Raw genomic sequence first — 13,259 nt, 5'->3', positions numbered from 1 at the left:
TCGATTGCCGCTTTCGAGATCATGACTTTTGTCACTGGTGGATTTAGGCTATGTTGCTCATACTGGAACCCAATAGATCGATTATAAAAGGACGCATTATGAATAGCTCAACGCTTGCTCTACTCATCCCCATCATTGCCATTGTGGGTGGATACACTCTCGCCATTATGAAAATGCGCCAGAAAAATTATTCGACCAGTAATGCTCAGCAGGCCGAAAATCAAGCGTTGCGGGCAGAGTTAGATAACCTGCGCAACAGGGTTGAAGTGCTTGAGCAGTTGGTCACCGATGATAGTTTTCAGTTAAAACGTGAATTTAAGCGGGTGTAATGACGGTCATTTGGTTAATATTTATGTTGGTTTACAAAAAGGGCAAACGGGGTTTGCCCTTTTTGTATTTGGTAGGGATTAGAACTTATAGCTGTAACCTAAGGTGACTGTCTGTGGTTTTCCGGCAAATATAGAGCCATGTACCCTAGTTGTCATATAGGTTTCATCGAAGAGATTATCGACATTCAGGTAAACCTCTTGGCTGTTGGTTAAGAAGTAACGCGCCGAAAGATCTACTAAGGTTTTTGCCTCGATCACTTCATTTGCCGGAATGGCTCCCGCGCCCGCTTTCGTTCTCATCTCATCGGTATAACGTGCTGCCGCAGTCACTTGCCAGCGCTGCGATTGGATACCCACTGAAATATAAACTTGGTTTTCAGGAAGGTAGGTCAATTTGTCACCTGCTGCGACTTTTTCCCAAGTTTCAAACTCAGATTCGAAACTATTGCCAAACTCGGCATCTGTATAGGTGTAGGCGAGTTTGACTGGGAAACTGATAGCCCCCTCATTGTTAAACGCGTGGGCTAGGCTAAGTTCAATGCCTTTTACCTCCACTTCGCCAGCGTTGTACTGATTGTCTAGTTTTGTGTCATCACACCCCTGCGCTGCCGTGCAGTTGCCGTGCATATTACTGTAATCACTGTAGAAGCCTATTAACTCTGAACTAAATGCGCCTTCGTTGAAGCGGACACCAGCTTCATAGTTCCAGCTTTGTTCTTCTTGCCCATCAGCATTGCCAGGTGCGGCAGGAGAGAAACCTTTTTGCACTCCAGCAAGAATTAAAATTTGCTCGTTAATCTGGTAAGTTGCCGATAAGGAAGGAAGTAAAGCACTGAATTGGCTTTCAACCTGTTTCTCTGGGCTACCATCACGGTTGGGATTCTTCTTACCCCAATCGCTGCGCTCGGTCTCGACATCTTCCCAGCGAAGACCAGCGGTAATGGTCAGTGCGTCTAGGCTGATTTTATCCTGCACATAGGCTGCGAGCGCAGTGGCACTATCGACACGATTAGAGTCTGTTCCGGGGACGCCGCTCTTAGTGCGCAACATGATACTGTTGGCGTCCATCGTATAGTTGTCAGCCCATTGGTATCTGTCCATTTCATCTTCATGGTAGCGTAAACCAAAGGAGAGGTCATGAGCGCCCAGTAACCAATTAAGTTCAGTCTGGACCCCTTGGGAGAGGTAGCTGCGATTATTCGCTTTTACATTCACGTCAAGGCTGGTTAATAAGCCCGCGTCAAAATCGGCCGCATTTTGGATCCCTTTACCGCTTAATGACTCGCCGCCGACTTTATCGGCTTTGTACCAATTACGATGAAAATCATTGTAATAACCAATGCTGCTAAGGCTGAGGGTGTCACTAAAATCGATAATATGGTTGAGTTGTATCTGCTTATGCTCAGTGGTCATCAAGTCTTTTTGCGAGGCAGAATAACGGCTTTGCGGGGATTTTTGGTAATCCGCATCGGTAAGCCCCATGTAGGTTTCATTGGAGGTCTCATCGGCAAACTTAAGCTTGAGCTCAAGAGCTTGCTGATAATTCGCCGTTTTGTCGGTGTTAATTCTCACCTTAGCTAATGCATCATTTTTAGTGAAACCAGTGTCGCCGCCGACGGTATTGATCTCTCTAAAACCATCAGCTTGATAGCGATAAACTTCGGCGACAGCACCAATGCGTTCACCCTGTCCACCCGCATAAGTGTGTAATTTGCCAAAGCCATCCTGTCCTAAAGCAAGATCAATTTTGCCCGCTAATGCCTCCTGTGGGATCTGGCGAGACAGCATGTTAATCACGCCACCAGTGGTACGCGGGCCATATTTTACCGTTGAGCTTCCCTTAAGGATTTCAACAGATTGCATTCTGCCTGAAGTGGGGAAGTAGTAGGCCGCAGGGGATGCATAGGGGGCGGGAGCTGCTAGGACGCCATCTTCCATCACGGTAATTTTTTCAGAACGATTTTGCCCTGTGCCACGCATACCTATATTTGGGCGCAGACCATAACCATCTTCTTCTTGAATATAAACGCCGGGCACGGAGGCTAAAGTGCGCATAATATCCGAATATTTAAAGGTTTCTAATTCGGCTTCAGTAATTTGATGGGCGCTACCTGGGGTGGTATCAAGGGGATTTTTACTACCAAAAATACTGATCTGCTCCATCTGCGCTGTTGCTTGAGTTTGCGAACTGGCTTGGGCATTGAAAACAGTGGCTAATGCGCAGGCTAATAAACTAAGGCGCATTGGACTAAGCTGGGTCATTACATTCTCCGAATTGACAAGGTGCTGTCTTTTTCAAACGGGAATTGTTCTCGTTTGCGGTCTCGGAGATTAGGTTTGTTAACTTAAAGGTAACTTAAATTTCTCAGTCTTTACAAATGTGACTGTAATGTTACTGTGTTTATCACCTAAAGGATAAGTCATCGGGTGAGTGAAATACCTAAACTAAGGTAAACTCGTGACACATTTGTTATTCGCCCTATCTGAGCCATTAAAGAACGAGTTAATATGTTTCTATCGCCTTATTTTTTTAAGCAAAATCAATCAATTTCTGTTTCTGCACAACAAGCTAGTGACTTCGCTAAAAAAATCGCTCAAGACTTTAATCCAATTCACGATGTTGGCGCGAAACGCTTCTGTGTACCTGGCGATTTGTTATTTGCCTTAGTCTTAACCCAGTATGGGCTAAGCCAAAGCATGAAGTTTAGCTTTGCGGGTATGGTAGGTGATGGGGTTGAGCTGCAATTTCCTGAGCAAGTGAACGACAGTTTTTCAATTTGTGATAACCGTGATAAAACCTATTTAAACGTGAGTCGTCGAGGCGATATTAGCCGCTGCGATGCGCAAACTGAATCCTTTATTCGCAATTATGTGGCATTCTCTGGTCATAATTTTATCGATATCTTGATGCCCTTGATGAAGCAACATCAAGTGATGATCAATCCCGAGCGTCCCTTAGTGATCTACGAAAGCATGTCATTCGACTTAACTACACTCAACTTTGTTGAAGTGAAGCTTTCTCTTGTAGAACAGGAGCTTAAGATTGATGGTAAACGCGGTGATGTGACACTGCATTTTGAGCTACACAGTGGTGATACCTTGGTGGGCACAGGGATTAAGACCCTCGTCATGAGTGGACTGCGCACCTATGATGAAGAGCAAGCGATGCAAATGTGTGCAACCTACGAAGGGCGAAAAACTGATTTTTAAATTAGGATTCGTTTAGGGCGTTAACAGCATGAGTGGGATAACGATTGTATCAGCTTGAGCAATCGTTACCCCAAATCCGATTCTGTTAAGAATGCTGCTCATCGATCGATAGCTGGGACACGGTATTGGCGACATTTTCCGCACCAGTACGGATGTTGCTCATCACAGTTGTCACTTCAATTAGTTGCTGTTTACCTTGTTCAGCGATTCGCTCCACCTCGTTCATCATGCTGGTGGCACTGGCGGTGAGCTGGCTATTTTTATCAACAACGGTGGCAATTTCACTGGTGGATTTGCTGGTTCTGGCGGCGAGCTGACGCACCTCATCGGCCACTACGGCAAAGCCTCGTCCTTGTTCACCTGCTCTGGCAGCTTCGATCGCGGCATTAAGTGCGAGTAGGTTTGTCTGGTCGGCAATGGAGCTAATTGTTGCGACAATCGCTTGAATACTTTGGGATTGCTCATTAAGTTGAGTGATTGATTTGGTCGTTTTTAATGTCTGCTCCGCGATGGAGTTTGAGGTATTTACCGTCGCATCGAGGAGTTTAACGCCTTGAATGGCTTGTTCTACCGTGAGTTGCGATGTCTCAAGTGCGATATCCGCCGCTTGTCGCACGGCTTTGCTTTGCTCAATTCTTTTGGTGATATTACTAGCAAATTTAATGACTTTAACTACTTTGCCATTTTCATTCAACACAGGGTTATAAACGGCTTCTAACCAAACGGAATCTCCATAGGCATTCTTGCGTTCGAATAGCCCTTGTTTATACCTGCCGTGTTTTAGCTCATCCCAAAAGTGCGGATTTTGCTGGTAAAAGGCATCGAAACAGAATATTCGATGATGTTTTCCCACGATTTGCGCTGCTTGATAGCCCATGGTTTTAAGGAATTTTTCATTTACCTGCAAAATAGTGCCATCGGGTTTAAATTCAATGACAGCTTGAGCACGATCTAACGCAGTAAAAATCGCGATTTGATCATCAAGTTTATGTTTATCTTGAGTGATGTCCGAGGCGATTTTCATAATCTTAATGACCTTGCTATCCTTCTTGATAGGAAAGTAGGTTGCCCTTAACCAGACCTCTTCGCCATCTTTACGAATTCGTCGAAAATTACCTTCTTTAGGTTGCCCTGATTTTAAGCTTGACCAAAATTGTTGATAGCTTGGTGAATTGGCTAATTCTGCGGAGCAGAATATTCTATGGTGTTTGCCGACAATCTCATGCAGTGAATAGCCCACTTCTGTTAAAAAAATCGGATTGGCGTCGATGATTATTCCTTCAGGCGAGAATTCGATGGTCGCAATACAGTCTTTTATTGAGTCAATAGTGGCTTGCGCTTCTTGGCGTTTAGTTTCACTGATCTCGAGGCTTTTACGTAATGAAGAATTAAACACTGAAGTACTCCTAATGAGTTTTGGCAAACTCAAAAACGGCTATGTTGTGTCATGCCCAAGAATATGAGCAACAATATAGTGTTAAATATAGCGGTGATTTTTGTTGTTGATCGATCTAAAGGGGATTTTTAATAAGTTAAATACTAAAAATCCGCTAGGCGAGATCATTTTTCAGTGAAAACGTTGCAGAATAATATTGAGACCTAAGGTAACCTCCTTGTTACCTTGGCCTAGGGGTTAACCGATTTTCTCTATTTTGGCTGGGAGTCCTTGCCGCGCCGAGGCGCCGCTGGCCCAGTCGACCAACGGATAGCGACCATGTCGGCTTGGATCAAACAAGTTTAAGTCGTTCATATTGATCCCAACGCGGATCAGTGGATTGGCGGCGATCTTCACTTTATCTATCACGATTTCCCGCGCACCTAATTCTTTGTGGCCATATCCATGTTCGATAGCAATGCAGTCGGGATGTACGCCCGCCACACATTCCACTAAAGCCACTACGCTGCCATTGGGCGTACTGATTTTGACTGTGTCGCCAGTATTAATACCTAAGCGCGTGGCAGTTTGCTCATTGATGCGCACCGGATTATTAGGATGCACTTGGCGTAAACGGTCCGAACCAATACTCATTGAACTCATGGTATGCGACTTATAACTGCTGATGAGCAGTGGCCACTGCGATTTATCAAATGCCTGTTTTAATGGCGTACCGTCAGCGAGTGATGGTTGATAAAGGCGTGGGCAGCCACTCATGTATTCACCGCTCAAGCTGTTTCGGCGACTGCCGACCTCAGGGTTCCATAGCATTAAGGGTTTTGGCCAAACCTTGCAGGGGTTACCCGCTTCGTCACGGCCTGCTCTGATATTTTCAAAGCGGCCGCCACGGGCAAATAAGTAACTGACTTTTTTGACTTCTTCGGGTTTGAGTCTGGCATTGAGTTCCGCTTGAATGCGTCCAACACCACTGAAGTACATATCTTCGGCATTGATATCGGCCACAGGTTTACCTAGGTAAGCCACGTTTGCCGCGCCATAGAGCGAAAAGTCAGCCGCGCGAGTCAGCGGGTGTAGACTGCCATCGGCCGCCTTGACCGCATTGTCACCAAAGCCGGGCAGATTGAGCTTAATTGCCACTTGACTGAGGAAAGACTCCATACAAATCACATCGCCATTGGCGGTTTTGGCAACCCTTGGTTCAACAATTGGCCAACGTCCCGTGGCTTCTTTGGTGAGCGTGCCATGCCAAGCGGCACTCCAGCCCCAAGACTCATAGGTTAAGGTGTCGGGAATGATATAATCCGACAGTGCCGAGGTCTCATTGATAAAGCTGTCGATGCTGATAAATAGCGGTAATACTTTGGGATCTTTTAACTGTTCACCAATGGCTTCACCTAGCCCCGCCTGACCATAAATGGGGTTGCCCATATGGTTAATCCACGCCTTGAGTCGATAGGGATAACCATGCACCGCTGCGGTTAAATGCTCACCGAGTAGGGGCGATGAGATCGGGTACCAAGGTTCCTTCGAAGGATAGGGCGACTCACCCGCCTCGACTTTACGACGATACTCCGAGGTTTTCTCGTAGGGGAACTTAGAGCGGGAAAGAAATACCCCCTTGGGTTCGACCATGCCGTCAAAGTCTTGCAGATTGTACCTTGGACCTGCACCAAAGGCGGGAAACGTGCCGCCTTTAGCAATGGCGCCGCCCTTAAGATTAAGGTTACCTATCATGGCGTTAAGCATCATGATCGCCCATGCACTGTAAAAACCGTTAGCACTCATGGTGCCGCCGTGGGAAATCACCGCCGCCTTTGTGCCATGGCTAGTAAACTTGTGGGCGAGGGCGGCAATTTGCGCTTCGCTGATATCGCACTCCTTGGCGTAGTCTGCCATCTCGACGCTGCGAGCGGCTTCACTGAGCAGTTGAAAGCTGGATTTCACGCTCAGCTTACCCTTGGGCGTATTCACGCTTTGCTCAACCTCAAGTTGCGCCTTGGCGCATTGTCCAGCCGGTAGAATCTGCCCTGTAGCGGCATCGACAACCAGTGGCGAGTCTTGCTCACCATAGGCTTTGCCTTCGAAGGGCAGACCGAGATCGCTGGCATACAGATATTGGCCGTATCTGGGGTGATGAGGCGTGTTGATGATTAAGAAGCTGGCATTGCTAAAACCTCGGAATCCCGCTGCTTTCGCCGCCTCTGCATTGGGCGCAGTCAAAAACGCACTGGCGTAACGTTTATTATCAATAATCCAGCGCAGCATACCCATGGCGAGTGCAGAGTCGGTTGCTGGGCGGATTGGCAGCCAAGTATTGTTGCCTGCACAGGGTTGGTTTGAGGTATTGGGCAGCATGGGCGACACCACCACATAACTGAATTCCCGCCCATCGACCCGAGCGTTAGCCAGTTGTCTTGATTGACGCTTAAAGGGATTTCCCGACTGCTGTGGCGAGGTGCCGATAAACAGCAGAAACTCGCTATTGTCCCAGTCGGGCTTAAGGTGGGCGTATTTCTTTAAGTCGTCCAATAGGGCACCCGCACCAGCGCGATAGGTAAAGCCACAATAGGCACCATGGTTGGCAAAGTTGCGCGTGCCGAAACTATTGAAGGTAAAGCGTTTAATGATGACATCGCGGCCTTCATCCGAGGCGTTTGATACTAATAACTGGTTCGCTTTGGGGCCGTATTCAGGGTTATTGGCATCAAGCGGGGTGCTGATGTCGCGGATCGCTCTTAACCCTTCGACCTCGCCTTCACCAAATAAATCACCGCCATCGACGACCTCGGTCAGCAGTTGCTCGAAACTAATGCTTTGCCATTGCCCACTGCCGCGCGGCCCAACACGTTTAAGGCATTGAGTGACGCGGTGTGGACTATCTAATTGCTCTAACATGGCATTACCACGGGCACAGGCGGTGGAGCGCCCTTGTAAGCCCTGTTCTTGATAGGCGCTTAAGCCGACTAAGGCCGTTTTGATGGGCGTATCGAAGTCGATATGCTCCCGTGCCGAGAGTGGGTGATAGGGATTACCGCTGATGCGGATAATCTTATCTGTCTTTTGATCGATGCGTGCACGTACGCCACACTTGGTCCAACAGCCGAGGCACATGGTATTGGCGATGCGTTGCTCATCGTTGCCAATTAGCTGGCCTGTTTGTAAATCCACTTTATATTCAGGGGCTAATGAATTGCCATGGATTGGATCTTGGGTGATCTTGCCTGAACTGCCATTGACCACACCTTTGCCTATTTGTCCTAGGGTGTGGCTGTATCCAGCGGCAAATAATCCTACGCCACCCGTCACTGCAGCGCCTTTGATAAAACGACGTTTACTTTTATCCATTACGGACTCCTTAATGCGGTAACTTCTTTATATGGAAGGTGCTGTGGCTCACAAGGCCTCACGGGCTGAGTGAGGTTGATGGCGGATTAATTCGGACACTAACACCATCAGTGCGATCCAGAGACCAAAGGTGCCCGCAATACCCAATAGGCCCTCTGGCCCCCAGGGCAGTTGATAGAAATAGGTACCTGCGCCGTATTTAGGGTCGGTTTGCGCTTGGATAAGTACAATCCAGCGAAATCCCCATGCAAGATGCACCGCGGTGAGGCTAACGAGGATCACCAGCGTTTGTGGTAAATTGCGTAGAGCCAATACCAATGCCAGCAGGGCGAGGGTGACTAAAACCCAAATGGCGGCCAGTTGCCAGCTCGGGCTGGTGTCTAATAGCAGCGCCGCTTCAGTCGCCGAGCCATTGTCAAATAAGGCCCAACCGATAAGGCATAGGGCAAATAAACTAAAACTGGCTCGAATCCACAGCAGCAGGTTGTCTTGGGTGTATTGCTCATAGCCTTTTAGCAGGCGATTAAGCACGGCTAGGGTGCCACAGGCGGCAAGCAGGGCGCTTGTGGCCATCAGCGGTGGTAGCCAATAGGTGTGCCAAAGTGGCCGCGCCTTAATAGCCATGGTTTCCATCCCGGTATAAAGCGCAATACTGCAGGCGCTTAGGCTGGCAATCAGTGCGATTGGCTTGATCCATTTATCGCTATCCCAGTCTCCTAGGCGGATAAGTTGGGCAATACGACTCACCCAATCTAGGGGCGATTCACTTTGGGCTGAGGCTTTTGTTGGCAAGTATTGGCGCAGTAACAGCCAAGCAAAAAGAGCACTCGCACCGGAAAAGATTGGTAATAACAAGGCGCCAAACCACATCCAAGAATCGGGGCGGATCTGAGCGTAAAAATGCCATGCTCTAAGGGGTTGGTGTAAGTCAGCCATAAGCGCGATAGGGGCGACAATCCCCGCAGTTAGCATTAAAAACGCGCAGAGTTTTAATAGTCTTTCATCTCGTTTGCCGTGACTAAACAAATGGATTGTCGCCACCCAAATGCTGGCATAGGCCAAACCCATCATAAAAAAGTATTGCACCGCCCATGGCAGCCAAGTGATAGCGATATCGGGGGTAAAGATTTCTTTAATGACCATGGTGGATTTCCTCGCCGGTGTCAGTCAGTAGGGTGCGCACAGGAGCTTGGCCGTTGATCCGATCTTCAAAGGCGCGGTTCATGCCGATATAAAATACTCTGGGAGCAGTATTCGCATCAGGTTTGAGTACCTTGATATCTGCTTGATTGGCCTTGAGCAACTGGCTGATTTGACTGTTAGGATCGTTAAGATCGCCTATCACCCTTGCTTCGCCAACGCAGGTTTCGACACAGGCTGGCAGTAGTCCAGCTTCTAGCCTATGGGCGCAGAAGGTGCATTTATCTGCACTCTTGGTCTCATGGTTGATAAAACGCGCATCGTAGGGGCAGGCATGTACGCAGTAGCCACAACCCACACACCATTCGTTATTCACCACCACAATGCCATCCTTGCGTTGGAAGGTGGCACCCGTGGGACAAATCGAAATGCATGGTGGATTTTCGCAGTGATTACAAAGCCTTGGTAACATTAAAAACGCGGGTGGCGTGCTGGCATCCTGCTGCGACACTTCGTACTGTTGTACCGTGGTACGAAATTGTCCAAGGGGCGGTTGATTTTCAATGGTGCATGCGACCGTGCAGGCTTGGCAGCCAACGCAGCGGCGCAAATCGATGACCATACCGTAGCGCTTGCCCGCTTGGCCATCGCTGACATTGTTGCTGGTGTTGCCTAGGGATTGTCCTTGGGCAGACACTTGCACTACAGGGATCAGTGCCGCGCCAACGCTCACACTGGCCATTTTGCCGAGAAACTGACGTTTACTCTTGTCCATAGGGATTTCCTTCACTCTTACAGAAAGCTCACTTCATGCCCATAGATATCAGCGGCTAAGACTAAGGGCAGGGTTTAAGGGCATTCTGGTAAAGTGAAGGGGGGATAACTATAGTGGTTTTCCACATAGCGGCAGAGGGTTTGATCTAGCGCAACAATTATTCGCTACAATAGCGCATTCTGCTGTGAGTGTTTTTCGTAGGTTGTGGGGGAAAAGTATTGTACAGGACGTTATTTAGCATACTCCAAACAGCGATGAGCGTTGGCTTTTGTGCCGCTCTATGGCGTACTAACACGCCTATCATCTTATTGATATTATTAGTGTGTAGCCCTGCTGCCATGTCAAGCACGGGGGGAAATCCGGCCGCAGTTAACGTGCTTGGGGAGCAAGTGTCCACCACAGAATCACCCGCATCGCTCACCTTAGCCGCCCTCGATGCAAATAATGCCTCGATTAACGAGCGTCTTTCATCTTTGTCTCCCGAGGCGGGTTATCAAGTGGTCGATGTGGGCGTATTGGCGATTCGGGGATATAGGGCGACTATTAACCGTTGGCAGCCTTTGATGGGCTGGCTTGAGTCGCAAATCCCTAACAGTTACTTTAGGTTGCATCCCCTGAGCCTAGAAGAATTGGCCAAAGGCGTTGAAACCGAAGCATTGGACTTTGTCGTCACTAACCCTGGTCAGTCGGTAATGTTGGCGCGGCAATTTTCCCTTTCTTGGATAGCCACTCTTCGAAGCCCAATCAATAATGGCGCCGCGATGCAGGTGGGGTCTGCGCTGGTGGTCAGAGCCGATTCGCCCTATCGCACCTTAAGGGATCTTAAAGATCGGCGCCTTGGAATTGTCTCTAAAAATGCCTTCGGCGGTTATCTTACTTTGGTCTACGAGGCACAACTTCAGGGCATAGATTTACCTGATTTTGTGGGGGAGATTATCCCCTTAGGCTTTCCCCTCGATAATTTGCTGTACCAGCTCGGCAGTGCCGACACGCCCTCCGTGAGCGGTGCAAGTTTAGACGCTGCGGTCGTGCCCGTATGTCAGCTTGAGCAAATGCAGGCCGAAGGTTTGATCAAGCTGAAAGATTATCGTGTGTTAGATAACCAGGCGCCAGCGGGGTTCCAGTGTCAAGTGTCGACCCGCCTCTACCCAAACTGGTCGATGGCAAAAACGAGTCGGGCCACTCAATCGATGGCAAAAAGCGTCACTTTGGCGCTACTGGACTTACCCGAGGATCATCCTGCCGCTAAGGCTGCTGATTCTGCGGGGTGGACAACCGCTGTTAGCCAATTAGCGATAGATCAACTCCTTAAAGATCTCGATATGCACCCCCTGCAAGCCCCTTGGTGGCAGCGGGCATGGCAATGGATCCAGCATCATCAACAGTGGGCATGGTTTGCGTTAACCATATTGGTATTGCTCAATGTGTACCACTTCTGGCTGGAATATCGCTTTAGCCGCCGTGGTCGTGAGCTAATCAATACCCAAAGGCAGCTCAATGAAAACCGCGCTCTATTGGAGCATGCCCAACGTATTGCGATTGCCGGAGAGTTAGGGGCGAGTTTATCCCATGAACTCAATCAACCTTTGGCGGCGATTGGCCATTATTGCCATGGCGCTGAGGTACGTTTGCAGCGTGGGACGAGTCCCGAGGAGTTGCAATCGGTACTAAACCTTATCCAGCAGGAGGTCAGTCGTGCCGATAGCATTATTAGTCGTTTGCGCAACTTATTGAAAAAGCGCCCTGTGTCTAAGCAGCCTCTCTATTTGCACCAGCTAGTGAATGACACCGCGCCGCTGCTCGCCTATGAGCTTGAACAACACCATATCCAGCTTTCGACCAATATCAGCGGCGAACCCTATCAATTGCCTTTAGATGAAGTGGGCGTGCAGCAACTATTGCTCAACCTTTTGAAAAATGCCGCCGATGCCTGTGTGCAACGCCAGCAGAGCGAGGTCGATGCATCGAAACCCTATCAGCCCACGATTGATATCGACCTGCGTTACCAAGAACACAAACTACTACTTACAGTCACTGACAATGGCACCGGGCTGACTGAAGATGCCAATCTGCTGATGCAAGCCTTTTATTCGACTAAGTCTGAAGGATTAGGGCTAGGACTGGTGATTTGTCGTGATATTGTCGAGAGTCATGGTGGCCGCTTTAACTTAGAAACCGCCCTAAGTGGCGGCTGCCAAGCGCAGGTGTCCTTACCCCGTAAGTTTGATGGAGCACAAGCATGAGCCATAAATTGCCGGTATATTTAATCGATGACGATGAGTCGGTGCGCCGCTCGCTGCGGTTTATGCTCGAAAGCTATGGCCTGAATATCCGCGACTTTGATAGCGCCGAGGCATTTTTTGCCGCTATCGATTTAAGCCAGCCGGGCTGCGCCTTAGTTGATGTGCGTATGCCGGGCCTTAGTGGTCCGCAGTTGCATACACAATTACTGCAGCACAATAGTCCGCTGGCGGTGATTTATTTGACTGGCCATGGTGATGTGCCCATGGCGGTGGAGGCGCTAAAACGCGGGGCGGTGGATTTTTTCCAAAAGCCCGCTGATGGCGCTAAGCTCGCGGATGCCGTGGTAAAAGCCTTGGCGAGTGCTAAGGAACATTATCAAAATAATCAATATCTTCAGACTTATCAGTCGCTCACACCGCGGGAGCGGGAAATCCTCACTCTGATCGCCAAAGGCTATAAAAATCAGGAGATCGCCGATACGCTGTGCATCGCCATGCGCACGGTCGAAATTCACCGTGCGAACTTAATGAAGGGCATGCAGGTCGGCTCGCTCGCCGAGATGATGTTAATCTACGGCCGGATTGCCGATCGCCTTCCCCCCGCATAAAACTCCCCTTTGTTGGGGCGAATTGGCGTATCCTTGGTCGTTTGATGTGAGCTAACGCATTCAGCCCTTGGTGCTTAATTGCCAAGGCTCGACGATTGCCTTATTTTAGGGGCTTACTTTTAAGGCCAAGACTTTTAACATCACGTTTTTTGAAGTCGAATGCCGCTTTGGGATGACCTTGTTGTTTGTTTTTACAGAAGGAGCTCCCGTTTG

Annotated in this window: 9 protein-coding genes; 4 read left to right on the top strand and 5 right to left on the bottom strand. The window is 48.9% G+C overall.

The annotated features are described in order from the left end of the window. Positions 1-98: 98 nt before the first annotated feature. Entirely contained in the window at positions 99-329 is a 231-nt protein-coding gene (locus H9J30_RS04540) for a hypothetical protein (protein ID WP_240129916.1), read from the top strand. Positions 330-407: 78 nt separating this feature from the next. On the opposite strand, the gene H9J30_RS04535 is transcribed toward H9J30_RS04540, so the two are convergent. After that, entirely contained in the window at positions 408-2,591 is a 2,184-nt protein-coding gene (locus H9J30_RS04535; protein WP_240129914.1) for a TonB-dependent receptor family protein, read from the bottom strand. Between the two features lie 246 nt (positions 2,592-2,837). On the opposite strand from H9J30_RS04535, the gene H9J30_RS04530 reads away from it, so the two are divergent. After that, positions 2,838-3,539: a DUF3581 domain-containing protein gene (locus H9J30_RS04530; protein WP_240129912.1), complete on the top strand. Its 702-nt coding sequence runs from the start codon at positions 2,838-2,840 to the stop codon at positions 3,537-3,539. Between the two features lie 85 nt (positions 3,540-3,624). Here H9J30_RS04530 and H9J30_RS21580 read toward each other — a convergent pair whose 3' ends face one another. The 4 genes from H9J30_RS21580 to dsrO all read right to left on the bottom strand — a co-directional run bounded on the left by H9J30_RS21580 (position 3,625) and on the right by dsrO (position 10,195). Continuing rightward, on the bottom strand, positions 3,625-4,935 hold the full coding sequence (locus H9J30_RS21580) for a methyl-accepting chemotaxis protein (RefSeq protein ID WP_345795733.1): 1,311 nt from the start codon (positions 4,933-4,935) through the stop codon (positions 3,625-3,627). Positions 4,936-5,172: 237 nt separating this feature from the next. Next, the gene (locus tag H9J30_RS04515; RefSeq protein WP_240129911.1) at positions 5,173-8,280 is read right to left on the bottom strand and encodes a tetrathionate reductase subunit A; all 3,108 of its coding nucleotides are present in this window, start codon (positions 8,278-8,280) and stop codon (positions 5,173-5,175) included. 48 nt (positions 8,281-8,328) lie between these two features. Further along, a complete protein-coding gene (nrfD, locus tag H9J30_RS04510; protein ID WP_240129909.1) occupies positions 8,329-9,423 on the bottom strand; it encodes an NrfD/PsrC family molybdoenzyme membrane anchor subunit in 1,095 nt (364 codons plus the stop codon). After that, complete coding sequence (gene dsrO, locus H9J30_RS04505; protein WP_240129908.1) at positions 9,413-10,195, bottom strand: sulfate reduction electron transfer complex DsrMKJOP subunit DsrO; 783 nt, start codon at positions 10,193-10,195, stop codon at positions 9,413-9,415. The genes nrfD and dsrO overlap by 11 nt, the downstream gene beginning before the upstream one ends. Before the next feature lie 254 nt (positions 10,196-10,449). Between dsrO and H9J30_RS04500 the strand changes: the two genes are divergently transcribed. Both H9J30_RS04500 and H9J30_RS04495 read left to right on the top strand, forming a co-directional pair. After that, a complete protein-coding gene (locus H9J30_RS04500; RefSeq protein WP_240130071.1) occupies positions 10,450-12,438 on the top strand; it encodes a sensor histidine kinase in 1,989 nt (662 codons plus the stop codon). Beyond that, positions 12,435-13,046: a response regulator transcription factor gene (locus tag H9J30_RS04495; protein WP_240129906.1), complete on the top strand. Its 612-nt coding sequence runs from the start codon at positions 12,435-12,437 to the stop codon at positions 13,044-13,046. The genes H9J30_RS04500 and H9J30_RS04495 overlap by 4 nt, the downstream gene beginning before the upstream one ends. The last annotated feature ends 213 nt before the right edge of the window (positions 13,047-13,259 follow it).

The organism is Shewanella cutis (assembly GCF_022410515.1).
Classification (GTDB): domain Bacteria; phylum Pseudomonadota; class Gammaproteobacteria; order Enterobacterales; family Shewanellaceae; genus Shewanella; species Shewanella cutis.
Note: the sequence above shows the minus strand (reverse complement) of the source record. Positions and strands in the feature narration are given on the sequence as shown.